This is a genomic window from Streptomyces fulvoviolaceus (assembly GCF_000718165.1).
Taxonomy (GTDB): Bacteria; Actinomycetota; Actinomycetes; order Streptomycetales; family Streptomycetaceae; genus Streptomyces; species Streptomyces fulvoviolaceus.
Genome location: NZ_JOEY01000060.1, coordinates 14,985 through 38,672 on the forward strand (window position 1 = coordinate 14,985; position 23,688 = coordinate 38,672).

21 protein-coding genes are annotated in these 23,688 nt (G+C 70.4%); 9 read left to right on the forward strand and 12 right to left on the reverse strand.

Annotation, left to right across the window (positions count from 1 at the left end):
* Positions 1-13: 13 nt before the first annotated feature.
* From IG08_RS0144480 to IG08_RS0144535, 12 genes are all read right to left on the reverse strand, one after another.
* Complete coding sequence (locus tag IG08_RS0144480; protein WP_030617455.1) at positions 14-949, reverse strand: ABC transporter permease; 936 nt, start codon at positions 947-949, stop codon at positions 14-16.
* Complete coding sequence (locus IG08_RS0144485) at positions 946-2,058, reverse strand: ABC transporter permease (protein WP_030617459.1); 1,113 nt, start codon at positions 2,056-2,058, stop codon at positions 946-948. Before IG08_RS0144485 ends, IG08_RS0144480 begins: the two co-directional genes overlap by 4 nt.
* Entirely contained in the window at positions 2,055-3,629 is a 1,575-nt protein-coding gene (locus IG08_RS0144490; protein WP_030617462.1) for an ABC transporter ATP-binding protein, read from the reverse strand. The genes IG08_RS0144485 and IG08_RS0144490 overlap by 4 nt, the downstream gene beginning before the upstream one ends.
* A gap of 40 nt (positions 3,630-3,669) precedes the next feature.
* Complete coding sequence (locus IG08_RS0144495) at positions 3,670-4,764, reverse strand: BMP family lipoprotein (RefSeq protein ID WP_030617465.1); 1,095 nt, start codon at positions 4,762-4,764, stop codon at positions 3,670-3,672.
* Positions 4,765-4,884: 120 nt separating this feature from the next.
* Entirely contained in the window at positions 4,885-5,655 is a 771-nt protein-coding gene (locus IG08_RS0144500) for a glutamine amidotransferase (protein WP_030617468.1), read from the reverse strand.
* A gap of 72 nt (positions 5,656-5,727) precedes the next feature.
* Positions 5,728-6,771: a LacI family DNA-binding transcriptional regulator gene (locus IG08_RS0144505; RefSeq protein WP_043456690.1), complete on the reverse strand. Its 1,044-nt coding sequence runs from the start codon at positions 6,769-6,771 to the stop codon at positions 5,728-5,730.
* Positions 6,761-8,125 carry an amidohydrolase gene (locus IG08_RS0144510; protein WP_030617475.1) on the reverse strand — a complete coding sequence of 455 codons (1,365 nt, stop codon included), beginning with the start codon at positions 8,123-8,125 and terminating at the stop codon, positions 6,761-6,763. Before IG08_RS0144510 ends, IG08_RS0144505 begins: the two co-directional genes overlap by 11 nt.
* A 39-nt stretch (positions 8,126-8,164) precedes the next feature.
* Entirely contained in the window at positions 8,165-9,010 is an 846-nt protein-coding gene (locus tag IG08_RS0144515) for an IclR family transcriptional regulator domain-containing protein (protein WP_052425139.1), read from the reverse strand.
* Between the two features lie 140 nt (positions 9,011-9,150).
* On the reverse strand, positions 9,151-9,771 hold the full coding sequence (locus IG08_RS0144520; RefSeq protein ID WP_030617481.1) for a TetR/AcrR family transcriptional regulator: 621 nt from the start codon (positions 9,769-9,771) through the stop codon (positions 9,151-9,153).
* A gap of 75 nt (positions 9,772-9,846) precedes the next feature.
* The gene (locus tag IG08_RS0144525; protein WP_030617483.1) at positions 9,847-11,517 is read right to left on the reverse strand and encodes an FAD-binding protein; all 1,671 of its coding nucleotides are present in this window, start codon (positions 11,515-11,517) and stop codon (positions 9,847-9,849) included.
* A gap of 197 nt (positions 11,518-11,714) precedes the next feature.
* Positions 11,715-12,878, reverse strand: coding sequence for an NAD(P)/FAD-dependent oxidoreductase (locus IG08_RS0144530; RefSeq protein WP_030617486.1), 1,164 nt, complete (start codon positions 12,876-12,878; stop codon positions 11,715-11,717).
* Positions 12,875-13,531 carry a TetR/AcrR family transcriptional regulator gene (locus IG08_RS0144535; protein ID WP_030617490.1) on the reverse strand — a complete coding sequence of 219 codons (657 nt, stop codon included), beginning with the start codon at positions 13,529-13,531 and terminating at the stop codon, positions 12,875-12,877. Before IG08_RS0144535 ends, IG08_RS0144530 begins: the two co-directional genes overlap by 4 nt.
* Positions 13,532-13,661: 130 nt before the next feature.
* Here IG08_RS0144535 and IG08_RS0144540 point away from each other — a divergent pair, with 130 nt between their 5' ends.
* The 9 genes from IG08_RS0144540 to IG08_RS0144580 all read left to right on the forward strand — a co-directional run bounded on the left by IG08_RS0144540 (position 13,662) and on the right by IG08_RS0144580 (position 23,677).
* Positions 13,662-14,312 (forward strand): TetR/AcrR family transcriptional regulator, encoded by a 651-nt coding sequence (locus tag IG08_RS0144540; RefSeq protein WP_030617494.1) that lies wholly within the window; start codon positions 13,662-13,664, stop codon positions 14,310-14,312.
* A gap of 169 nt (positions 14,313-14,481) precedes the next feature.
* Positions 14,482-14,676, forward strand: a complete 195-nt coding sequence (locus tag IG08_RS0144545) for a ferredoxin (protein ID WP_030617496.1) — start codon at positions 14,482-14,484, stop codon at positions 14,674-14,676.
* Positions 14,677-14,704: 28 nt separating this feature from the next.
* Positions 14,705-15,946 carry a cytochrome P450 gene (locus tag IG08_RS0144550; RefSeq protein WP_030617499.1) on the forward strand — a complete coding sequence of 414 codons (1,242 nt, stop codon included), beginning with the start codon at positions 14,705-14,707 and terminating at the stop codon, positions 15,944-15,946.
* 5 nt (positions 15,947-15,951) lie between these two features.
* The gene (locus IG08_RS0144555) at positions 15,952-16,746 is read left to right on the forward strand and encodes an SDR family NAD(P)-dependent oxidoreductase (RefSeq protein WP_030617502.1); all 795 of its coding nucleotides are present in this window, start codon (positions 15,952-15,954) and stop codon (positions 16,744-16,746) included.
* 48 nt (positions 16,747-16,794) lie between these two features.
* Positions 16,795-17,958, forward strand: a complete 1,164-nt coding sequence (locus IG08_RS0144560) for an amidohydrolase family protein (protein ID WP_030617505.1) — start codon at positions 16,795-16,797, stop codon at positions 17,956-17,958.
* Positions 17,959-17,968: 10 nt separating this feature from the next.
* Complete coding sequence (locus IG08_RS0144565; protein ID WP_030617508.1) at positions 17,969-19,180, forward strand: M24 family metallopeptidase; 1,212 nt, start codon at positions 17,969-17,971, stop codon at positions 19,178-19,180.
* Positions 19,170-20,285, forward strand: a complete 1,116-nt coding sequence (locus tag IG08_RS0144570) for a M24 family metallopeptidase (protein ID WP_030617511.1) — start codon at positions 19,170-19,172, stop codon at positions 20,283-20,285. The genes IG08_RS0144565 and IG08_RS0144570 overlap by 11 nt, the downstream gene beginning before the upstream one ends.
* A gap of 75 nt (positions 20,286-20,360) precedes the next feature.
* Positions 20,361-21,335: an enoyl-CoA hydratase/isomerase family protein gene (locus tag IG08_RS0144575; protein WP_030617513.1), complete on the forward strand. Its 975-nt coding sequence runs from the start codon at positions 20,361-20,363 to the stop codon at positions 21,333-21,335.
* Positions 21,332-23,677, forward strand: a complete 2,346-nt coding sequence (locus IG08_RS0144580) for a CaiB/BaiF CoA-transferase family protein (RefSeq protein ID WP_030617516.1) — start codon at positions 21,332-21,334, stop codon at positions 23,675-23,677. Before IG08_RS0144575 ends, IG08_RS0144580 begins: the two co-directional genes overlap by 4 nt.
* The last annotated feature ends 11 nt before the right edge of the window (positions 23,678-23,688 follow it).

The following is a 23,688-nucleotide window of genomic DNA, read 5'->3' on the forward strand; positions in this document are numbered from 1 at the left end:
GTGGCAGGTCGGCTCAGAGGGAGACGGCGGCGACCTCTCCCGCGCCCCGGCGCTTACGGCGCCACGCGTACAGCGCGAGGGCGACCAGGGTCATGGCGTACGGGATCGTCGACACCAGCTGCGGCGGCACGTCGAGCGTGCCGAGCTGTACGGCCAGGGCCTCCGCCGCGCCGAAGCCGAGGGCGGCGAGGAAGACGCCCCAGGGGCGCAGTCCGCCGAGGAACACCGCGGCCAGGGCGATGAAACCGCGGCCGGCCGTCATGTCCCGTACGAAGAAGGAGACATAGCCCATGCTGAGGAAGACCCCGGCGAGGCCGGCGAGCGCGCCGCTGAGGGCGAGACCGGCGTACTGGACGCGCCGTGCCGCGATGCCGACCGACGCGGCCGCGTCCGGCATCTCCCCGACGGCCCGCAGATGGAAGCCGAAGCGGGTGCGGAAGAACAGCCAGGCGACGAAGGGGGCGGCCAGGAAAGCCAGCCAAGTGATCATGTTCTGACCGCTGAGCACGTCGCCGAGCACGGGGATGCTCTCGATGCCGGGCAGGGTGACGGTGGGCAGGGTGCCGCTCCTGAGGCCGGTGGTGCCGCCCTTGTCGTCGAGGAGGGTGTAGACCGCGTAGGCGGTGGCGCCGGAGGCGAGCAGGTTGAGGCCGATGCCCGCGATGATCGCGTCCGCGCCCAACTCCAGGCGCAGCGCGGCGAGCAGCAGGCCGAGGAGCATGGCCACGGTGATCCCGCTCAGCGCGCCCAGGGCCACGGAGTGGCTGTATCCGGCGACCAGCGCGCCCGTGCAGGCGGCGGCGAGCATCTGGCCCTCGAGGGCGATGTTGCTGATGCCGGCGCGTTCGGCGACCAGTCCGCCGAGGGCGGCGAGCAGGTACGGGGTGGCGACCCGCAGCACGGCCGCGAGGAAGGCGCTGCTGAGGACGACGTCGAGCACGGAACTCATCGGGCGCCCACCTGCTTGCGTGCGAGGCGTCTCTTCAGCAGGTCCGGGAGGGCCTGGGCGGTGACCAGCAGCACGATGACCGCCTGGATGACGACGACGATCTCGGTGCCGACGTCGGTCTGCTGTTCCATGATGTCGCCCCCGGCGCGCAGGTAGGAGTAGAAGAGCCCGGCGACCACGACGACCAGCGGGTTGTTCCTGGCCAGCAGCGCCACCACGATCCCCTCGAAGGCGAGGCTTCCGGCCATTCCTGGTTCGAGGCGGCCGTAGACGCCCAGGACGAGGTGGGCTCCGGCGAGGCCCGCGACGGCGCCGCCGATGACGAAGCTCCACTCGATGGCGCGGGGCACGCGGATACCGCCGTACTCGGCGAAGTCGGGGTTGGAGCCGGTCATCCGGATGCGGTAGCCGAGCGGGGTGCGGGTGATGAGCAGCCACAGCGCGACGGCGGTGAGCAGCATCAGGCCGAGGCCGATGTTGGACCGGCCCAGCGGGATGCCGAACCAGTCGGTCAGCGGGGTGAGTGCGGAGTCCGGGTGGATGCGCTCGGAGTGCACCGCGCTGCTGCCGGTCTGTCTCAGGGGGCCGTTGACCAGGTAGTCGTAGACGCGGACGACGATGGCGTTGAGCATCAGCGTGGCCACGATCTCGTTGGCGCCGAGGCGTGCCTTCATGGCCCCGGGGACGAAGCCCATGCCGGCTCCCGCCGCGGCCGCGGCGACCAGGGGGACGATGACGGCGACGACCGGCGGCAGCGGCAGGAGGATCGCGACGACCGCGGCCGCCAACGCCCCGGCGTAGACCTGGCTTTCGGCGCCCAGGCTGATCTGGCGGGCGCGGAAGGGGATGGCCACCGACAGGCCGAGCAGGGTGAGGGTGGTGGCGTCCTCCAGCCAGCGGCCGACGCGGAAGGAGCGCTCCATCGGTCCGGTGAGCAGGGCTTCGTAGGCCGCGATCGGGTCCTTGCCGGTGGCGAGCATGACGAGGAAGCCGATGGCGAGGGCGGCCAGGATGGTGGCCAGGGTCATGCTGAGGTCGACGGCGAGGTCGCGGCGCCGGGTCGTGCGGTACTCCCGACGGTCCTCGCTCTCGATGAGGGTGGCGGTCAAGAGATCTCCCCGAGGCCCGTTGTGAGGTGCTCCCGGTCGTGCTGTTCGACGCCGAGCATATAGAGGCCGACCCGTTTCTCGGTGAGGCCGGTGGTGTCGTCGAAGCGGGCGACCAGGCGGCCGTCCCTGAGGACGAGCAACCGGTCGGAGAGGGCGAGCAGTTCGGTGAGGTCAGCGGAGATCAGCAGGACGGCGGCGCCCGCGTCCCGGGCGGCGACCAGTCGCTCGTACATGAACCGCATGGCGCCGATGTCCACTCCGCGGGTGATCTGGGAGGCGATCAACAGCCTTGGCCCGGCGGAGAGTTCGCGGGCGACGACGACCTTCTGCAGGTTGCCGCCGGACAGGGCGCGTACCGGGACCGAGGGGTCGGGGGTGCGGATCGCGTAGTCGGAGATGAGCCGTTCGGCGTGCGCGCGTACCGCTTTGGGGTGCAGGATGCCGCGGCGGGCGAGGGGCGGGCGGTCGTGGCGGTCGACGACGAGGTTGTCGGCGATCGACTCGTCGAGCGCGGCGCCGTTGTGCAGCCGGTCCTCCGGTACGTAGCCGATGCCGGCCCGGCGGTGGCCCGCGACGTCGAGGCCGGCCGTGTCGGTGCCGCCGACGCGGATCGTGCCCGCGGTGGGGCGGCGCAACCCGGCGAGGATCTCGGCCAGTTCGCTCTGGCCGTTGCCCTCGATGCCGGCCACGCCGACGATCTCTCCGGCGGCGACGTCGAAGTCGAGGCCGTGCAGGGACTGGCCGACCGGGGCCGTGTAGGCCAAGTCCCTTACGCTCAGGGTGACTTCCGAGGTCTGGGCGGGGGTGCGGTCCACGTCCAGGATCAGATCGCGGCCGACCATCATCGCTGCGAGGGAGTGCTCGGTGGCGTCGGCGGTGGCGACGGTCCCGACCAGTGCTCCGGCGCGCATCACGCTGACGGTGTCGCTGATCTCGCGTACCTCGCGCAGCTTGTGGGAGATGAACAGCACGGTCATCCCGCCGTCGCGCAGCCGTCGTACGGCGGCGAAGAGGTCCTCGGTCTCCTGCGGGGTGAGGACGGCGGTCGGCTCGTCGAGGATCAGCACCTTGGCCTGCCGGTGGAGCGCCTTGAGGATCTCGGTGCGCTGGCGCATGCCGACCGAGACCTCGTCGACGCGCGCCCTGGGGTCGACGGCGAGGCCGGACTCCTCGGCGAGCCGGGCGGTGGTCTCGACGGCCGCCCTGGGGTCGACGAGGCCGCGGCGGCCGGGCTCGACGCCGAGGACGACGTTCTGGGCGACCGTGAAGGAGGGCACCAGCATGAGGTTCTGGTGCACCATGCCCACACCGAGCGCGATCGCCGAGGAGGGGCCACGCAGGACGCGGGGCCGTCCGCCGATCAGGATCTCGCCGGACGAGGGCTGCTCCAGGCCGTAGAACAGCTTCATCAGCGTGGACTTGCCGGCGCCGTTCTCGCCCACCACCGCCCGGATCTCACCGGGCGGGACCTCCAGGTCCACGCCGCGGACCGCGCGCACCCCGTTGCCGTAGGTCTTGGTCACCGCGCGGGCGGCGACGGCTGGACCTGCGGTGTGCCATGACTCGTTCATCGTCGGGACCGTTTCATCGGCTTTCGTTGGCTTTCGTCGGCTACAGGGCGCTGGGGACCTTGGCGGAGCCGGACTTCACCTGGTCCGCGGCCGCCTGGAGTTCGCTGCGGATCCGCTCCGGAACCAGCTGCTCGAAGTGCTCGTCGTTCACGTAGCCCACGGCGTCCTCGGAGAGACCGACGGTTTCCACCGCGCCGTACTTCAGGGAGTCCTTCTGGTCGTCCTGCGCGGCCTTGTAGAGGGCGTTGCCGACGTTCTTGAGGATGGAGGTGACGACGGTGTTCTTCTGCGCCTGGTCGGTGAGGGTCTGGTACTGGTCGGAGTCGACGCCGAAGGTGTACCGCTTGGTGCTGACCGCGGATTCGAAGGTGCCGAGCCCGGAGAGCCCGGCCACCGGCCACACCAGCGCGGCACCCTGGCCGTACAGGGCGGTGGAGATCTCCTTGCCCTTGGCCGGGTCGCCGAAGGGCTTGTCGCCGCCGACGTACTGCACGAGAACGTCGGATTTCGCGCCGCCGGCCGCCGTGAATCCGGCCTTGAATCCCACGACGAAGTCCTCGATGAGCGGGGTCTTCACCCCGCCCATGACACCGACCTTCTTCAGGGATTCGGCGCCCTTCAGTGCTTTGTCCGCGACCAGCTTCTCGGCGAGGAATCCGGCGAGATATCCGCCCTCGTTCTGCTTGAAGGTCACGGAGTAGACGTTCTTGCACTTGTCGGAACACGTGCCGTTCTTGCCCGTGTAGTCCACCGGGGCGTCGAAGACCCAGAACTTCTTGTCCGGATACTGGGGGGCGAGTTCGCCGATGTAGTCGGTGACCTCGAAGGTGCCGGCGGCGAGGATGTCGTAGTCGTCGGCGGCTGCGGCGTCCTCGAAGCCGGGCTCCCACTTGGTGCGGTCGGAGCCGAGTTCGACCACCTTGAGTTCGTAACCGAGATCTTTCTCGGCCCGCTTCAGCCCCGCGTAGGCGGAGTCGAAGAACGACTTGTCGCCGAGTCCGCCATTGACCACCAATTTGATGCGGGTCTTGCCGGAGGCTCCCGACGTCCCGGAATCCCCGTCGGATCCTCCGCAGGCGGCGAGTGCGAGCATCCCCGCCACCATCGCGGCCGCGGCGCCTATTCCGTTCCTCATCTTCCGTCTCCTGATCATGTGCATCGGCGGGTATCTGGTGTGTGGCTGCGTTGACAGTAAGAAGTCCAAAACGTTTTGGCTACGGCGCCCGGTTTCTGTTGGATTTCCGCAGGGAGAAATTCAGACATCGGCAACCAGGTGTCCCCGCTCCGCCCCCGCGAGCCAGCGCACCAGCCGGTCCCACAGTTCGGCGTAGCCGTCCCAGCCCAGGAACGGCGGCGGCGCCCAGTGCGGTGCCACGTCGGAGGTGAACGCGGCCGAGCGGCCCGCGCCGTGGCCGCCGACGACGAGCAGCGGATGCCCGCCGCACTCGGCCAGCAAGGACGCCTCCGGCCGTACGGCGACCTCGTTGAGGCCGAGCAGCGCGGGCCAGCGCCGCTCCAGACCTCGTACGACCGCGTGGTCGGCCACCACTTCGGGCACGGCACCTGCCGGGAGTTCCACCCGGTCGTCCCGGTCGAGCATGACCACCGGCAATGCGGGAGCCAGCGGTGTACGCCCCCAGCGTGCGCGGGCGTCGATGCCGCTGAAGGTCAGATAGCCGCCGATCATCAGCACCCCGCCGCCCCGCTCGACGAAGGCCCGCACCAGCTCGGAGCGGTCGGGAGAGGGGACGGACGCGCCGAAGGTCTGCGGCGGCAGCTGGAAGCTGTTGGCGCCGACATCGCTGATGACCACGACGTCGTACGCGTCGAAGCCGTCGGCGGAGTCCGGGACCCTGGTGGGGATCTCGTGCGCGGGGACGTACGTCACCTCGTGGCCGCGCGAGCGCAGCGCGTCGAGGAAGACGCCGCCGCCCTCGGTGTACTCCGCGGTGTGGAAGGCGTCGAAGCCCTTCTGGTGGACCGTGTACGTGAACCAGGACTCGCCGACGACGAGGACTCTGGGCATGGCGAATCGCCTTTCCAGGAAGGGAATTTGGGCACAGGGACAGCGCGACACCGCGCCTGGTGGATCAGGAGGTCAGCGGGCGGGCGGCGCCGTGCTGCCGCGCACCTTGAGTTCGACGGGGAGGGTGTGCCGGGATGCGGGCGGTACCTCGCCCCGGCAGACGTACTGGAGGAGCTGCGCGGTGGCGGTGCGGCCCACGTCGTAGGCGGGCTGGTGGACGGTGGTCAGGGGCGGGTGGGACAGGGAGGCGGCCCGGATGTCGTCGAAGCCGACCACGGAGACGTCCCGCGGGACGGAGAGTCCGGCTTCCCTGAGGGCGGTGAGGGCGCCGAAGGCCATCAGGTCGTTGGCCGCGAAGACGGCCGTGCAGTCCAGGCCGCCCTCCCCGAGGAGCCCCGCGACCAGGCGGTGGCCGGAGGCCTCCTTGAAGTCGCCGACGCGTTCGACGACTTCGCCGCGGAAGGCCCGTACGAAGCCGGCCGCCCGGGCGGCGCTGCTCTTCAGGGCCCGCGGTCCGGTCAGCATCAGCACCCGGCGGTGGCCGAGCTCGCGCAGGTGCTCGCCGACCAGGCGGCCGCCCGATTCATGGTCGGCGGTGGCGATCAGGGCGCCTTCGAGCCCCTCGACCTCCTCGTCGGCGAGCGCGATGGGGAACTTGCCCATCAGGGCCTCCAGCCGCCTGCGCGAGGGCGGCGACCCGGAGGCGTACACCATGCCGTCGATGAACCGGCTGCGGATCATGCCGAGGTAGCGGTCCTCGCGGTCGGTGTCGAACTCGGTGTTGCACAGGATCAGCCCGTAGCCCAGGTCGTGGGCGGCGTCCTCGGCTCCCTTGGCGAGCTCGGCGAAGAACGTGTTGCTGATGTCGGGGATGAGCAGGCCGATGACGGAGGTGGAGCCGGCCTGCAGGCTGCGGGCCAGCGAGGCCGGGACGTACCCGAGCCGGTTGACGACGCTGCGGACGCGGGCGGCGGTCTGCTCGTTGACCGGCCTGTTGCCGCTGAGGACGTGGGAGACGGTGGTGGGGCTGACCCCGGCCACGGCGGCCACGTCCTTGATGGAGGCGGGCTTGCGAACGACCGACTGACGTTCCGCTCGGTAGGGCTCACGGGTCATAGTGCTGCACCGCCCTGCCGTGGGAGGTGTCGAGGATCCGGGCCACGCGGGCGTCCGCCTCCGTGACCAGGGCGTGCTCGTCCACGGTCAGCAGCTCGCCGTCGCGCATCAGGACGCGGCCGTCGACGATCACCGTACGGACGTCGCTGGCGCGAGCGCTGTAGACCAGGGCGGCGCGCGGGTCGTGCAGCGGGCGGCAGTGGAGTCCGGACAGGTCGGTCAGGACGATGTCGGCCCGCATGCCCGGCTCCAGCGCCCCGATCCGGTTCTCCAGGCCGAGGGCGCGGGCCCCGCCGCGCGTCGCCAGCCGGAGGGTGTCGGACACCGTCATCCACGTGGCGTCCCGCTCCGCCTGCTTCTGGGTCAGGGCGACCAGCCGCAAGGCCTCCCAGACGTCGAGCGTGTTGTGTCCGGCGGCGCCGTCCGTGCCGACCGCGACCGTCACTCCGGCGTCGAGCAGCTCCCGGACCGGGGTGAGCGGGGACAGGGCGTGCTTGAGGTACACCTTGGGGCAGCAGGCCACGGCGGTCCGGTCGGCGTGCTCGGCCAGCAGCGGCAGGTCGTCGGCGACGATGCCGCAGCCGTGGGCGATGAGGGCGCCCGCGTCCAGTACCCCGGTCTCGTGCAGCACCCGGATGGGCGTGATGCCGCGCCGCGCGAGGCTCGACTCGGTCTGCTCCAGGTGTTCGGCGGCGTGGATGTGCAGGCGCAGACCGAGCCGCCGGGCGTGCCCCGACAGGGTCCGCAGGTCGCCGTCGTCGACCGTGTACGGGGCGTGCGGTCCGAGCGAGACGGTGACCCGGCCCTCGGCTCCACCGTGCCAGGCCTCCGCGAACTTCACCGTGCCTTCGAGTGCCTCCGGGCCGCCGCTGCTGAAGTAGGTGGGCGCGATGTCGGCGCGCAGCCCGGTCTCGGCCACCGCCTCGGCGATCCGCTCGGGGAAGAAGTAGTGGTCGGCGAAGGTGGTGACCCCGGAGCGGATCATCTCGGCGCAGGCCAGCAGGGCGCCGACGCGTACGTCGGCGGGGGTGAGGTTGCTCTCCATCGGCCAGACGCGGTCGTTGAACCAGCCCTCGACGCTCACGTCCTCGGCCGCGCCGCGCATCAGCACCATCGGGCTGTGCGTGTGCGCGTTGACCAGGCCCGGTACGGCCAGCAGGCCCCGGCCGTCGATGACCTCGGCGGCATTCCCGGGACCGGTGGCGCCGGTCGGCCGTACGTCCTGGATGCGGCCGTCCGCCACGACGATGTCCTGCGCCCGGAGGACCTCGCACTCGCCCTGCGCCGGAACGCGCAGCAGATCGCACCCGGTCACCACAAGGCGGCCCGACGTCGCGGGCACTGTCTCGCTCATGGCGCAAAAGCTAGGCATCCAAAACGTTTTGCACAACCCTCACTTTTCCAGGTGGATCGGACCCCGTCCCCGCCGAGCCGGCACGTCCGAGGGGCAGGAACGCCGACCGCCGAAGAACTCGTCGGAAACCGCCCGGACCGCGTTCACGACCAGCGGTGCGACGCGTTCCACCGCGGAGCGCGCCTCGCCGACCACCGAGATCGCCCCGACCGGTCCTTCGGGCCCGCGGATCGCGAGTCCGAGGCACGCGATCTCCGCGAAACACTCCCCTTGGTCGACGGCCAGACCGCCTCGACGGCGTATCGCACCGAGTTCCCGGTGCAGGGCGTCGAGCCGGTCGATGCTGTGGTCGGTGCGCCGCTCCATCGCCTGTGCGTACCGCGTGTCGACCTCCTCCGGGTTCAGCCATGCGAGCATCGCCTTGCCGAGGCCGGTGCAGTGCGCGACGGCCCTGCCGCCGACCCGCGAGGGGACGTCCACGGCCGCGCGGCCCCCGATCTTGTCGAGGTAGTAGATCTCCAGCCCGTCGAGCACGGCGAGATGCACGACCATCTTGGTCCGCATGGCCAGTTCCAGCAGTTGGGGTGCCGCGGCGGCGCGCAGGGTGCTGTGCCCGATCTCCCGTCCGCCCAGGCCGAGCGCCCGTGGCCCCAGTGTGTATCCGGACTCCGTGTGGTGGAGCCAGTCCAGCCGGACCAGTTGGTCGAGGATCCGGTGGGCGGTCGAGCGTGGCAGCAGCGTCCGCCGGGAGACCGTCTCGAGCGTCAGGCGGGTCCGGGGGTGCTCGAAGAGGTCCATGATCAACGTCACGCGCTCCATCATCGACGGAGGCAGTACGGGCCGTTCGGGCTCGAGACGCGGGTCGAAGCGAAGGGCAGACGTCATCGTCGGCGCCTCTCTGCTGAAACTAGAATCTATTCCAGTTTGGTGCCGACGCCAAAGTACCAACGCGGCAGTGCACGGCCCAAGGGGCGTGCACCGGGAAATCGGCAGGTTCGCAGGACCTGCCGCGGTGTGACGCCGGCTCAGCCTTGGTCGTACGGCGCGAGGATGAGCCTCGCCGCCAGCCGCAGGTCCGACTCGGCCTGCCGGGCGGTGAGTTCCTCGGTGAGCATCGCGACGAACAGCCCCCACCAGCTGTAGATGAGCAGGCGCACCACGCTGCGGTCCTGTTCCCGGACCTCGTCGACGCCCAGCACACGCAGCAGCGTCTGTCCGAGGCAGCTCTCGACGATCTCGAACCGGGTCGGAGTCACCGCCGCGTACTCGCTGAACGCGGACAGCGCCGTCGCCGAGGCCAGCAGCGGGCTGTCCAGCAGCTTCACGCTGAGCGCGATGAGCGTGTCCGCCACCTCGGCCGCCCGGTCCGCCGTCGCGTCGACGACCGTGTCCGCGCCGTGGCCTTCGAGGATCGTCTCGATGTGCCACTCGAACACGGCGGCGAACAGATAGGGCTTGGAGGGGAAGTAGCGGTACAGCGTGCCGAGGGCGACGCTCGCCTCCTTGGCGACGTCCTGCATCTGGATGCCGGCGAGCCCGTCACGGGCGGCGAGTTCGGAGGCCGCGCGAAGGATGCGGATACGGCGGGCGACCTGCCGCCCCGAGACCGGGGCGGCCGGCTGCCGCGGCTCGGTGCCTCTCCCCACATCGCCCCCAAGCAGCGCGTTGTCCAAGGGGGTTGCCTGATCGTCCCGTCCCCACGTTAGCAGCGCGGAAATCCGTCAGCTCCGCCGTACCGAGGACGCGTGATCGGCCGCCACGTATCCGAACACCGCCGAGGCGGCGATGCTGGCTCCCGCGCCCAGGTACTTGCGGCCCATCACGGACGCGGTGCAGTTGCCCGTGGCGTAGAGCCCGTCGACCGGGTTTCCCTCGGTGTCGAGTACCCGGGCGAACTCGTCGCAGAGAAGTCCCCCGCTGGTGCCGATGTCACCGGGATACAGGGCGACCGCGTAGAACGGCGCCTGCGAGACGGGCCCCAGGCAGGGGTTGGGCCCATGGGTGATGTCGCCGTAGTACTTCTCGTGGTCGCCCTCTCCCCGGTGGAAGTCCTCGTCGACGCCCTCCGCGGCGAACCGGTTGAACCGCTCGACCGTCTTGAGGAGTCCACCGGCGTCGATGCCGCACTGGCGGGCGAGATCCTCCAGGCTGTCGGCGCGCTTCATCGCGCCGCCGGTGATCCACTCCCGCGGCGTCCGGCCGGGCGGTGACATCCCGAACGGGTAGTGGCTTCGGTGCCGGGAGTCGACGACGAGCCAGGAGGGAAGGGCGCCCCCGAACTCCCGCTCGTGTGCGTACATCTGCTGGCCGGCCTCCTGGTAGGCGACCGCCTCGTTGAAGTACCTGCGGCCCTCCGCGTCGACGACGATCGCTCCCGGCTTGCTGCGCTCGGAGAGGCACATGTTGGGGGTGCCGTCGGGCATGATCCACGAGGGCATCCACCAGGCCTCGTCCAGCAGGTCCGTCGCGGCTCCGTGTTCCATGGCGATCCGGATCGTCTCTCCCGTGTCGCCCGGGTTGGCCGAGGTCCACCGGTCGCTGGTGGGTCGCCCACCGGAGTGCTGTTCGCGCATCTCCTTGTTGTGGGCGAATCCGCCCGCGGCGAGCAGCACACCCTCGCGCACTCGGACGCGTACGTCACGTCCCCCCTGCTGGAGGACGGCGCCGACGACCCGGCCGTCCCGGACGACGAGGTCCTTCAGCGCGGACTCGAGCCACACGTCGACGCCCTGCCGCAGCAGCACCTGGAGCAGCCGGGCGGTCAGTGCCACCCCGTTCGTCACGAGCCGCTGCCCGCGGATCCGCCCCAGCCCCGTACGCAGACCCACCCTGGCCAGGACCGTCAGCCCGATCCGTGTCCGCATCAGCATCATCGGTCCCGCCTCACCGGTGTAGACGGTGAGGCCGCCCGAGAAGCCGGGGCGGATCCTGTCCTGCCAGGGCCCGAGCAGCTTCTTGTCGAAGGCCCTCGCCTCGATCGACCTGCCGCGCGCCGACCCGCCCTCGCAGCCCCGGACGCCGGAGTAGTAGTCGCTGTATCCCTCGCAGCGCCGGAACTCCAGGCCCTCGGACTCGAGGAAGTCGACCATCTCGACACCGGAGTTGATGTAGGCCAGCCTGCGGGCGGGCGACGACGCGGGCCCCGCGTCACCGACAACGGTCTCGAAGTAACGGAGCGCGGCATCGGTCGAGTCGGGAACACCCTCGCGTCGCATGAGCGGGTTGCGGGGAAGCCACATCACGCCGCCCGACATACAGGTCGACCCGCCGAACCGGTCGGTCTTCTCCACGACGAGAACGTCCTTGCCGAGCGCGCGTGCCCGGACCGCTCCCACGACGCCCGCGCCGCTCCCCACCACCAAGAAGTCGGTCGCGTGATCCCAGTCGGTCAAGGGGACCTGCCTCCTCCGTTGCTCGGCGTGGCAGCCCGATTCCGGGTGCCGACAGGTGAGTTCAACCGTAGGTACGAAAGATCGGGCGGCTCCTTCGCGCTCCCACTGAGTGGAATTGAGGGGAATCGCCGCACGACCCACGTCGTCACGGCCTACGTCGTCACGGCCTACGTCGTCACGGCCTACGTCGTCACGGCCTACGTCGTCACGAACTCCCGCCACGCCGCTCGCGCCGCGATGGCCTGCCGCCACCGGTGGATCGCCTTCGGCGGCATCCCGACCGCGAGGGCGCCGACGAGCCGGTCGCCGCTTCGGTACGCGGCAACGAACCGGCGTTCCGCCAAGTCCCCCTCCATGACGGCCACTTCGTCGTGACCGCGCAGATAGCCATACGCCTGGACTCTGACGTCGTACTGGTCGGACCAGAAGTAGGGCACCGGTGCGAACGGTTTGGAGCTCTCCGGGCGGAGCAGGTTGCGCGCGGCCGCCATGGCCTGCTCGGCGGCGTTGGTCCGGTGCTCGATCCTCATCGAGACGCCGAACAGCGGGTTGTGCCAGCGTGCGACGTCGCCGGCCGCGTACACCCCCGGCGCGGCCCGGCAGTACTCGTCGCACACCACACCGTCGCCCACGGCCAGACCGCTGTCCGCCAGCCATTCGGTGTTCGGCACGGAGCCGACCGCGACGAGCACCTCGTCGCCCTCCACCACTTCGCCGTCCGCCAACTTCACCCCGTCCGCGGCCACTTCGCTGACCGTGACCCCGCAGCGCAGCGTCACACCGTGGTCCAGGTGGGCCTGCGCCAGCACCTTCCCGACCTGCTCTCCGACCGCGTGCGCCAGGGGAACCGGCGCCGGTTCGAGGAGGACCACTTCACAGCCCCGGGACCGGGCGACCGCTGCGGCCTCCGCGCCGAGGAATCCGGCGCCGACCACGATGAGACGGCGGCCCGGCAGCAGCCGCTCGCGCAGGGTGAGGGCGTCGTCGAGGGTACGCAGGACATGGGCGCCGTTGCCGGGGAGGCGACGGGGGCGCACTCCGGTGGCGATGACCAGACCGTCGTACGGCACCCGCGTGCCGTCGGCCAGGCGCACCGCGCGGTCGGCCGGGTCCAGGCCGGTGGCGGAGGTGTGCGGGCGCAGGTCGAGGCGGAGTGCGTCGATGTCGGCCGCGGAGCGCAGGGTGAGCCGGCCGGCGGGCCACTGGCCGGTGAGGAGTTGCTTGGACAGGGGCGGACGGTCGTAGGGCGGGTGCGGTTCGTCGCCGATGAGGGTGAGCGTGCCGTCATAGCCCTCCCGGCGCAGGGTCTCGACGGTCGCGAGACCGGCGGCCGAGGCCCCCACGACCACGATCCGGTTCACCACTCCTCCCCCGTCACCGGTGCCTGCCACAGCGCGACGATCGCGTCGACGAGACCGGTGGCGGCGTCGTGCCACGTCGACCGGGGGGCGGGGGTGTGGTCGGCGAGGGCCCGTTCCCGCTCGACGGACATCTGCACGATCAAGTGCCGTGTCATGACGGCGCGTTCGGCGCGCACCTCTGCGGGCAGTCCGGGCACACAACGCGTGAGACCCTCCTCCAATTTCCCCAGCGACGGGGAGGCTCCGTAGAACTCGTCCTCCGTGATCGCGTAGAGGGCGGGATCCGCCGAGACCTGCGCGATGAACCGGGCGTACCAGCTGGGACAGCCCAGCGCCTCCAGGTGCTCGGTGACGGGCCGGACCGAGCAGTCCACCCAGTCCCGCAGGTCGGAGGAGTCGCCGATGGCGTCCAGCATGGGTACGCGAATGACCTCGATCTGCTCGGCGTGCCTTCGGACGATCGCCCGCACCAGCTCGGCCTTGGCGCCGAAGTGGTAGCTGACCGCGGTGTTGTTGCCCTGGCCGGCCGCCTCGCTGATCTGGCGGTTGGCGACCGCGTACACCCCGTGCTCGGCGAACAGCCGCTCCGCAGCGTCCAGTAGCGCTTCCCGGGTCGCCCTGACCTGCTCGTCCCGTCTGGTCCTGCCTGCCATCACCACCACCGTTCCGGGACATCCCGCCCCCGCGACAACCTGCCCCGTGGACCAACGAGCCCAAAACTTAAATCACTTAATTGATTTCCGTCCAGGGGACCACAGGCATTGCCCCCGGTACGGTGGCGGCATGGCGGGCAGAAGTGTCCGGGCCGAGCAGGTCCGAGCGACCCGGGAGCTCATCCGGAACACGGCGGAGCGGCTGTTCGCCGAGCGCGGGGTCTACGCCGTGTCGAATCGTCAGATCAGCGAGGCCGCGGGGCAGGGCAACACCGCCGTGGTCGGCTACCACTTCGGCACCAAGGCGGACCTGGTGCGAGCGATCGCCCGCCATCACACCGAGCAGCTCGCCCTCGTGAGCGAGCGGCTGCTGGCCGAGACGGGTGATTCCACCGAACTCCGGGACTGGGTGGCGTGCTTGGTGCGGCCGACCACGGAGTACCTGGCGGAGCTGGGCAGCCCCACCTGGTTCGCGCGGTTCTGCGCCCAGGTGATGGCCGACCCGGCTCTCCACGAGATCCTGGTCGACGAGACGCTCGACGCGCCGGTGTGGCGGCAGATCCTCGACGGCCTCCACCGGTGCCTGCCCGACCTGCCGGCCGAGGTGCGCGCGGAACGCACCGCCATGACCCGGCACTTGATCCTGCACATGTGCGCCGAGCGTGAGCGCGCGCTGGCCGTCGGCGCTCCCACGCCGAGGGCGAGCTGGCGCGGCGCCGCCACCGGCCTGGTCGACGCGATCGTCGGAGTGTGGACGGCCCCTGTCACAGAAGGTTCTTGACGGTCCGTCACAGACGGCTCCGCCCATCACCAGACCCCCGCGAAAGATCCATCGCGCCCTCTCAAGATATTTTGAATCAATCGATTGACTTAGGAACTGAGCGGGAGTTCACTCAGGGGCGCGGTCGACGGACCACACCGCTCTTCCCTTCGGCGATGAGGAGCAGCCCGTGAAAGTAACCGTCGAGCAGGACAGGTGCGTCGCGGCCGGCCAGTGCGCGGCCACCGCACCGGATGTCTTCGACCAGCGTGACGAGGACGGTGTCGTCGTCCTCCTGACCGACGACCCGGCCGCCGAACGGGCCGACGACGCCCGGCACGCGGCCGCCGTCTGTCCCGCGCTGGCGATCCACATCGAGGAATGACAACCCGGCCGACACCTTGAGGAGGGACATGTCCCACGCCCCGACCGGCGCCGCACCCGAAGCCCAGGTCCCCGAGTGGCCGATGCCCCGGGCGGCGGGCTGCCCGTTCGATCCACCCCCGGGCCTGCGGGAACTCACCGCCGAGAAGCCGCTCGCGAAAGTGCGGATCTGGGACGGCAGCGCCCACTGGATCGTCACCGGCCACGCAGCACAGCGGGCGCTGCTCAGTGATCCCCGGGTCAGCGTCGACGAGCGGCTGCCCGGTTTCCCGCACTGGAACGAAGGCATGGCAGCCGGGTTGGCGTACCGCCCGCGCTCCGTCTTCAACTCGGACGCCCCGGAACACTCCCGGTACCGGCGGATCATGACCGGCCCGTTCACCTTCAAACGGGTGGAGGCGCTGCGCCCGACCATCCAGAAGATCACCGACGACCTCATCGACAAGATGCTGGCCGGCCCGAATCCGGCCGACCTCGTCGAGGCGCTGGCGCTCCCGCTGCCCACGCTGATGATCAGCGAGCTGCTCGGAGTGCCTTACGAGGACCACGAGTTCTTCCAGGAGTACGCCTCCCGCGGGATCGCCCACAACGTGTCCGCCGAGGAGAGCGGGCGGAACTTCATGGCGCTCAACGAGTATCTGGTGCGGCTCGTCGAGCAGAAGGCCGCCGAGCCCGCGGACGACGCGCTGTCCGACATCGCGGCCCGCGTGACCGCCGGGGACCTCACCGTGCCCGAGGCGGCCATGATGGGCACAGGGCTGCTCATCGCGGGGCACGAGACCAGCGCCAACATGATCGGTCTCGCCACGGTCGCACTTCTCGAGCACCCCGACCAACTGGCGGTCCTCCGCGACACCGACGATCCGAAGGTCGTCGCGGGCGCGGTGGAGGAGCTGCTGCGCTACCTGGGCATCATCCACGGCGGCCAGCGGCGCATCGCCAAGGAGGACATCGAGATCGGCGGTGAGCTGATCCGGGCCGGCGAGGGCATCGTCGTGGAACTATTCAGCGCCAACCGCGACGCGGACGTCTTCCCCGAGCCCGACCTGCTGGATCTGCACCGCGCCAACGCCCGTCACCACAACGCGTTCGGCTTCGGCATCCACCAGTGCGTCGGACAGCAATTCGCCCGGGTGGAGCTCCAGGTCGTCTACGGCACGCTGTTCCGCCGTATCCCCACGCTGCGCCTGGCCAAGTCGCTGGACGAGATCGTGTTCAAGCACGACCGGCTCGCCTACGGGGTCTACTCGCTGCCCGTCACCTGGGGGTGACCGTCATGGCCGAAGAACTGTCGGGAAGAGTCGCCGTGGTCACCGGCGGTGCGGCGGGCCTCGGGCGCGCGACCGTCGAGCGGCTGCTGGAGGACGGGGCCCGAGTCGTCATCGCCGATCTCGACCGGGAGTCGGGCGAGTCCCTGGCCACCGACTACGGCCCGGACGTCCGTTTCCGGCAGACGGACGTCGCGGTCGCGGAACAGGTCCAGGACCTCGTCGGCTTCGCGGTGAAGGAATTCGGCGGACTGCACCTCATGGTCAACAACGCCGGTATCTCGGGGGCCATGCACCAGACCCTCCTGGACGAGGACTTCGCCGATTTCCAGCGCATTCTCTCGGTGAATCTGTTCGGCGTGATGACGGGCACTCAGACGGCCGCCCGGCACATGGCCGTGAACGGTGGCGGCTCCATCGTCAACATCAGTTCCATAGGCGGTGTTCAGGCCGGACCCGGGGTGTTGTCCTACCGCGCCTCGAAGTCCGCGGTCATCCACTTCACCAAGTGCGTCGCCCTCGATCTGGCCGAGTACGGCATCCGCGTCAACTGCGTCGCACCGGGCGGCATTCCGACGGGACTGCTGGCCTCCGCGACCGCGGCCGAAGAGGTCACCCGGAGAATCCGCGCCCATATGGCCGCCGTCCAGCCACTGAAACGGCAGGGCACCGCCAGGGACGTCGCGGAAGCCGTCGCCTACCTGGGCGGTGACCGGTCGCTGCACGTCACCGGGACCGTGCTGACGGTCGACGGCGGGACGACGGCGGGCCTGAAGCCGATGCGGCCCGCCTCAGCCTCGTAGGACCCACGATCTCAGCCCCGTCGTAAGACCCGTCAATGGAGGACAATGATGTCCAGCCAGGCAGACACGCTCTACCCGCCCGAAGGACTGGGCGCGCCGAAGGACCGGCACGGCCACAAGGGCAGCGCCCTGAATCTCCCGCAGGGCACCGAGATCTTCTCCGCCGACAACCACATCTCGCTGGCGGAGGACATCTTCGTCGAGAAGTTCCCCGAGCGGCTCAAGGACCAGGCACCGCGCATCTGGTACGAGGACGGCGCCTACGAACTGGGCATGGGCGGCCAGTCGTTCCTGCCCAAGGAGTTCAGCAGCGTCCTCATGCAGTACGACCCGCTCACGGGCTCGGGTTCGGACAACCTCGAAGGCCGCCTGGAGGAACTCTCCTCGGACGGCATCGACAGGGAACTCGCCTTCCCCAACGCACTGTTGGCGATGTTCTTCTACCCGGACCACGAGGTGCGCGAGCTCACCTTCCGGATCTACAACGAGTACATCGCGGGACTGCAGGAACGCTCCCACGGCCGCTTCTACGGCGTCGGGCTCATCAACTGGTGGGACGGCAAGGGCGCCCGCCGGACCCTGGAGGAGCTCAAGAGCCTCGGGATCAGGACCTTCCTGATGCCGCTGTCGGCGGGGAACGACCTGGAGGGCAATCCCGTCGACTACGCGAGCACCTCCATGCGTCCCGTCTGGGAGGCGATCGAGGAGTCGGGGCTGCCGGTCTCGCACCACATCGGCGAGAGCACGCTCAAGGCCCCCTGCGAGTCCAACGCGATCGCCGTCGGCATGGTGGTCAACGTCTCGCCGTTCAGGGAGGTTTGGGCGAAGTACCTCTTCAGCGGCATCCTCGACCGCCACCCGGGCCTGCGCGTCGGCTGGTTCGAAGGAGGAGCGAACTGGGTCCCCTCCGCCCTCCAGGACGCCGAGCACATCCTCGCCTCCTACCGGCACATGCTGGACCGCCCGCTGGAGCACGACATCCGGCACTACTGGGACCACCACATGTACGCGTCGTTCATGGTCGACCCGCTCGGGCTCAAGCTGCTGGAGGACATCGGGGTGGACCGGGTCATGTGGTCCGCCGACTACCCGCACAACGAGAGCACGTTCGGCTACTCGGAGAAGTCGGTCTCGCTGGTCACGGACGCCGTGGGCCCCGAGAAGGCCGCTCGCATCGTCAGCGGCAACATCAGGGAATACCTCGGCCTGTAGGGAGGCGGGAATGACCGTCATCGACATTCCGGCCGTGCCCGACCTGACCCGCATGGGCCGTGCACGCGGCGCGAAACTGCGGGCCGCCATGGCCCAGCAGGGCGTCGACGCCCTGATCCTGCTCGGCAACACCGCGGTGAGCTATGCGACCGGGGTGAGCTGGCCGCTCGGCGACTCCGGCCTGGCCCACGCCGACCGTCCCGTCGCCGTGGTGGTGGCGGACGACCCGTCGGCCCATCTGTTCATGCCGTTCCGTGCGGGCACCTCCGCTCAGGAGCCGCTGCCCGCCGACCATCTCCACCCGCCGGTCTACCTGGAGTACGACGAAGGGGTGCGGAACTTCGCCGCCGTCCTCGCCGATCTCGTACCCGCCGGAGCGACGGTGGCGGCCGACGAGCTGACCGGGGCGATGCGCAGAGCGGGGAAGTCGCTCTTCCCGGGCGGGTCTCCGAGCGATGCCGCACTCGTCCTGGCCGCCGCGAAGCTGATCAAGACCCCCGACGAACTGGCCTGCATCCGCACGGCTCTGCGGATCACCGAGCAGGCCATGGCCGACATCGCGGGGTCCTTGGCGCCGGGGATGCGCCAGATCGACCTGTCGGCCGGCTTCGTGCGCCAGGCATACGAGCACGGCGCCCTGGCCAACGTACTCGACCCCATCTGGCAGGTGATGCCGGCGTCCAGGGAAGCCGGGGTGTGGACCACCCACGGCGATCTGGCCCTCCCGCTGCTGACGACCGAGCGGGAGCTGGCCAAGGGCGACGTGCTGTGGACCGACGTGAGCATCAGCTACGCCGGGTACTGCTCGGACTTCGGCCGGACGTGGATCGTCGGGCAGGATCCGGCCCCGCGCCAGCAGGCGCAGTTCGGGAAGTGGTGGGAGATCCACTCCGCGGTGAAGGACGTGCTGCGGGCGGGCGCCACCGCCGCCGACCTGACCAGGGCCGCCATCGCCGCGAACGGCGGCAGCAAGCCCTGGCTCCCCCACTTCTACCTGGCCCACGGCATGGGCACCGACCCCGCCGAGATGCCCTTCGTCGGCACCGACCTGGGCGAGGAGTTCGACGAGCAGCTGGTCCTCGAAGCCGGCATGGTGCTCGTCCTCGAACCCGTCGTCTGGGAGGACGGGACCGGCGGCTACCGCTCCGAGGAGGTCCTCGTGATCGAGGAAGAGGGCTGGACGGCCCTGACCGACTACACCTACGCCCCCTATGGCGACTGAGGTCCTGCCGGACGACCGTGCTCTCCGCGTCGGGCGGCGGGAGCGCGTGCTGGCACACATGGAAGCCCACGACCTCGACGTCCTCGTCCTCGGACGCATGGCCAACGTCCGTTACGTCACCGGCTCCCCGGGACTGTGGACCGCGGGAACCCACCCCTTCGCGCCCGGCGCGGTGGTGGTCCGCGCCACCGGGGCCGTCCACGCCCTCATGACCTGGGACGAGGGGGTGCCCGACGACATCCCCCGGGAGCACCTCTACGGCCTGACCTGGAACCCGATCAACTGGGTGACGACACTGCAGGGCATCGAGGGTACGGCCACGGCCCGACGGGTGGGCACGGACACCATCTCCCCGACCTTCGCCCAGCTCCTGCCCTACGCCTTCCCCGTGGCCGAACTGGTCGACGGCGAACCGGCCATGCGCGCCGCCCGCCGCGTCAAGACGGCCGAGGAGGTGGTGGCCCTCCGGGAGGCGATCGGGGTCGCCGAGACCAGCCTGGCCAAGGCGGTGGCCGAACTCCGGCCGGGCGTCACCGAGCAGCACCTCTCCGGCGTACTGCTGGAGGCAGCCGCGGCCGGAGGCGTGAGCACACCGGCGACCCAGGAGGTGGCCTGGGTGACCTCCCGGGAACACCCGTGGCGGAAGGTGAACGGTGACCGGCGGGTGGGCCCGGGCGACCTCGTGGCCTTCACCTCGGGCGTGGTCGCCGGCGGATACATCGGCGAGGTGGCGCGTACCTGGCCGGTCGAGGGCGGGGACCCGGGTCCGCTGTACGAGCGGTGGGACCAACTGTGGGCCCGGCTCCTCGACGCCTGCCGGCCCGGCGCACCGGCCGGCGACCTGCTCACCGCGTACGACTCGGCCGGCGAGCCCCTGCCCCCGATGCCCGTGGCCCGCGGCCTGGGCCTGGGCTTCGACCCGCCCGTGGTCGCCTCCGGACTGCCGACCACCGCGGCCGAGGAACGGCTCGAACCCGGCATGGCGCTGGCCGTGACCGGCTACGTCTGGCAGGAGGGCGTGGGTGCCGTCCTGGGCCGACAGGCCGTGCTCATCACCGAAGACGGAGCCGAGCTGCTCACGTCGAGTCCCATCTGGACGCCGTAGACCGGCGGGCCGGGACCGCACGCCCCCCACGGCCCCGGCCCGCTGCCTCCCAGCAGGGGAAAGGAACCCCAGCACATGGCTGACAGCACGCGTCCCTCGGCGGAGGAGATCATCCGCTACGAGAAGGACCCCAAGACGAAGATCGCCACGCTCACCCTGGACCGCCCCGACGCCCTCAACGCCCCCACCGCGGCAGCCCGGTTGCGCTTCGCGGAGCTCCTGCACCGTGCCAACGTCGACGACGAGGTGAAAGTCCTGGTGATCCGGGGCGTCGGCGACGATCTCGGCTCGGGCGCCGACATCGCGGAGACCATGGAGATGCATGCCGCGCCGACCTCCGGACCGCTGTTGGCCGAGCTCGGGCTCGGCGAGGAGGACGGCGTCCGCTATCCCCCCAAGGGCTCCTACCGCTACGGCGGGACCCCCTCCCAGTGGTACGCCACTCCCCCGGGCGGCTGCCGCAGCCTCCAGGAGTTCAAGAAGATCAGCATCCTGGAGGTCAAGGGCTACTGCTACGGCTGGCACTTCTACCAGGCGGCCGACGCCGACCTGGTGATCTCCTCCGACGACGCCCTCTTCGGCCATCCCTCCTTCCGGTACATCGGCTGGGCGCCCCGGATGTGGACCTGGGCGCAGACGATGGGGCTTCGGAAGTTCCAGGAGATGGTCTTCACCGGCAGGCCGTTCACCGCGCAGGAGATGTACGAGTGCAACTTCCTCAACAGCGTCGTCCCGCGGGGCGAGTTGGAAGCGGAGGTGGAGAAGTACGCGCTGGCCTGCGCACGCACCCGGCCGACCGACACGGTGTTCATGCAGAAGGTCTTCTTCGAGATCTTCAAACAGCACCAGGGCGAGTACATGGGCTCCTTGCTCACCGGCCTCTTCGAGTCGATCGGCGGCATCGCCCGGGCCGACGGCGACGACCTGATGCTCGACGAGGAGACGGTCGACGGGGGGATCGCCAACGCGGTCAGGGGCAACGACGACCAGTTCCCGCCGGACTTCCGGCTGAGCAAGTCGGGCCGCAGGCAAGGAGATCGGGAGTCATGAGCCCAACTCCCCTCGACGGTCTTGTCGTTGTAGACCTGTCCACGGGCATCCCCGGCGCCTACTGCACGAAGCTGCTGGCCGACGGCGGTGCGGACGTCGTCAAGGTCGAGGCGCCGGAGGGTGATCCGCTACGGCGCTGGTCGGCGTCCGGCGCCACGATCGAACCCGGCGGCGACGGGGCCCTGTTCAGCTTCCTGGCCTGCTCGAAGAAGAGCGTCATAGGCGACCCCCGCTCCGTACATGAGCTCCTCGAAACGGCGGACGTGATGGTGTGGTCCCCGGGCCCGCCCGTCGCCGGGCATCCGGAGCTGTCCCCACAGGAGATCCACCGCTCCCATCCCCACCTGGTCGTCACGTCGATCACGCCGTTCGGATTGGAAGGTCCGTGGCGGGACCGTGCGGCCACCGAGTTCACCCTGCAGGCGTGGTCCGGCGGCATCGTCGGCCTCGGCCGGGGCGCACCGGACCGGGCGCCGGTCTTCGTCGGGGGCCAGGTCGGGGACTGGGTGTCGGGGGCGTACGCCGCCGCCGCGACCATGGCCTCGCGGCTGCGCGGGCCGGGCGAGCTCGTCGACCTCTCGATGCTGGAAGCGCACATCCTGTCGCTGACGTACCACCCGGTCACGTTCCACGACATGCTCGACCGGCCGTGGCAGACGACCCGCAGGCTGAACATGCCGGGCGTGGCCACGGCCAAGGACGGCCTGATCGCGCTCGGTTGCGCGACTGCCCAGCAGTTCTTCGACTTCTGCGCGATGGTCGGCCACCCCGAGTGGATCGACGAGAAGAACCCGTTCTCGATCATCCAGCGTGCCACCGAGGTCGCGCCGGTGATCCAGGAGTGGATCGCGGGCCGGACGGTGGCCGAGATCCGCGAGCTGGCCACGGCGTTCCGGATCCCCAACTCCGTGGTGACCGACGGCGCGAACGCCCCCTCCCTGGACCACTTCGAGCAGCGGCGGAGCTTCCGGCCCAACCCCCGCGACGGCTTCCTCCAGCCCGCTCCCCCCTACCGTCTGGAGCCGGCACGCCTCCGGCCGCCCGGCCCGCCGCCGCGCCTCGGCGAACACACCGGCGGCCGCCGTCGCACACGGCGGGAGGCCACCCCGGATCCCCTGTCGTTCAGCAGACTGCGGGTCCTGGACATGACGGCCTTCTGGGCCGGACCGTCGTGCACGCACGCCCTCTCCCTGCTCGGCGCCGAGGTGATCCATCTGGAGTCCGCTTCACGGCCCGACGGGACCCGGCTGATCGCGGGCGTGCCGCCGACCGTGGACCGGTGGTGGGAGAGGTCGCCGATCTTCTCGGGCCTCAACACCGGCAAGAAGAGCCTGACGCTCGACTTCGGGACCGAGCGGGGACGAGAACTGCTGCGCAGGCTGATCGCGACCTGCGACGTGATCGTCGAGAACTACACCCCGCGGGTTCTGGACCAACTCGGCCTGGACTACGAGGCGGTACGGGCCATCCGCCCCGACGCCGTCATGGTCCGCATGCCCGGCTTCGGCCTCGACGGACCGTGGCGCGACAACGCCGCCTTCGCCTTCGTCATCGAGGACGCGTCGGGGCTGACCTGGCTCACCGGCCACCCGGACCAGAACCCGGTCGAGCCCTACTCGATCGGCGACCCCAACGCCGGCGTGCACGCGCTGGGCGGTCTCCTGCTGGCCCTGGAACACCGGCGCCGCACCGGCGAAGGAGCGCTGGTGGAGGCGGCCATGGTCGACGCCGCGCTCAATGTGGCCGCCGAGCAGGTCATCGAGTACTCGGCCTACGGCGCACTGCTGGAGCGGGCCGGGAACCGGGGCCCGGCCGCGGCCCCGCAGAATCTGTATCCGACCGCGGACACCGACGAGTTCGGCGGCAAGGACTCCTGGGTGGCGATCGCCGTGGCCACGGACGGGCAGTGGGAGGCGCTGCGCGACGCCCTCGGCCGCCCCGACTGGGCGATGGACCCGGACCTGTCCACCGCCGACGGGCGGCGCACGCACCACGACGACATCGACGAGCGTCTCACCGCCTGGTGCCGTGAGCGCGGCGCGGACGAGATCGTCGACCGGCTGTGGCCCGCCGGAGTCCCGGTGGGGAAGGTCCTGCAGCCGCATCGCCAGGCAGAGTTGGAGCAGTTGCGGTTCCGCGGCTTCTTCGAGGAGATCGACCACCCCGTCAACGGCCCGGCCCGCTACAGCACTTGGCCGGTACGGCTCTCCTCCGACCCCGCGCGCCCTGCCCCGTTGCTCGGCGAGCACAACCACCAGCTGCTGACCGAACTCGGCCTGACGGAAGCGGAGATCGCCGCCCTGGAGGCCGACGGGATCATCGGCCGTGCGCCGACCCGCTAGGACGAAAGGAA

Bases quoted from the DNA above. Each gene is read 5' to 3' on its own strand.
- IG08_RS0144570 (WP_030617511.1), top strand. From the start codon at position 19,170: ATGGCGACTGAGGTCCTGCCGGACGACCGTGCTCTCCGCGTCGGGCGG.
- IG08_RS0144550 (WP_030617499.1), top strand. From the start codon at position 14,705: ATGTCCCACGCCCCGACCGGCGCCGCACCCGAAGCCCAGGTCCCCGAG.
- IG08_RS0144500 (WP_030617468.1), bottom strand. From the start codon at position 5,655: ATGCCCAGAGTCCTCGTCGTCGGCGAGTCCTGGTTCACGTACACGGTC.
- IG08_RS0144565 (WP_030617508.1), top strand. From the start codon at position 17,969: ATGACCGTCATCGACATTCCGGCCGTGCCCGACCTGACCCGCATGGGC.
- IG08_RS0144555 (WP_030617502.1), top strand. From the start codon at position 15,952: ATGGCCGAAGAACTGTCGGGAAGAGTCGCCGTGGTCACCGGCGGTGCG.
- IG08_RS0144575 (WP_030617513.1), top strand. From the start codon at position 20,361: ATGGCTGACAGCACGCGTCCCTCGGCGGAGGAGATCATCCGCTACGAG.
- IG08_RS0144535 (WP_030617490.1), bottom strand. From the start codon at position 13,531: ATGGCAGGCAGGACCAGACGGGACGAGCAGGTCAGGGCGACCCGGGAA.
- IG08_RS0144495 (WP_030617465.1), bottom strand. From the start codon at position 4,764: ATGAGGAACGGAATAGGCGCCGCGGCCGCGATGGTGGCGGGGATGCTC.
- IG08_RS0144540 (WP_030617494.1), top strand. From the start codon at position 13,662: ATGGCGGGCAGAAGTGTCCGGGCCGAGCAGGTCCGAGCGACCCGGGAG.
- IG08_RS0144560 (WP_030617505.1), top strand. From the start codon at position 16,795: ATGTCCAGCCAGGCAGACACGCTCTACCCGCCCGAAGGACTGGGCGCG.
- IG08_RS0144490 (WP_030617462.1), bottom strand. From the start codon at position 3,629: ATGAACGAGTCATGGCACACCGCAGGTCCAGCCGTCGCCGCCCGCGCG.
- IG08_RS0144580 (WP_030617516.1), top strand. From the start codon at position 21,332: ATGAGCCCAACTCCCCTCGACGGTCTTGTCGTTGTAGACCTGTCCACG.
- IG08_RS0144510 (WP_030617475.1), bottom strand. From the start codon at position 8,125: ATGAGCGAGACAGTGCCCGCGACGTCGGGCCGCCTTGTGGTGACCGGG.
- IG08_RS0144480 (WP_030617455.1), bottom strand. From the start codon at position 949: ATGAGTTCCGTGCTCGACGTCGTCCTCAGCAGCGCCTTCCTCGCGGCC.
- IG08_RS0144505 (WP_043456690.1), bottom strand. From the start codon at position 6,771: ATGACCCGTGAGCCCTACCGAGCGGAACGTCAGTCGGTCGTTCGCAAG.
- IG08_RS0144515 (WP_052425139.1), bottom strand. From the start codon at position 9,010: ATGACGTCTGCCCTTCGCTTCGACCCGCGTCTCGAGCCCGAACGGCCC.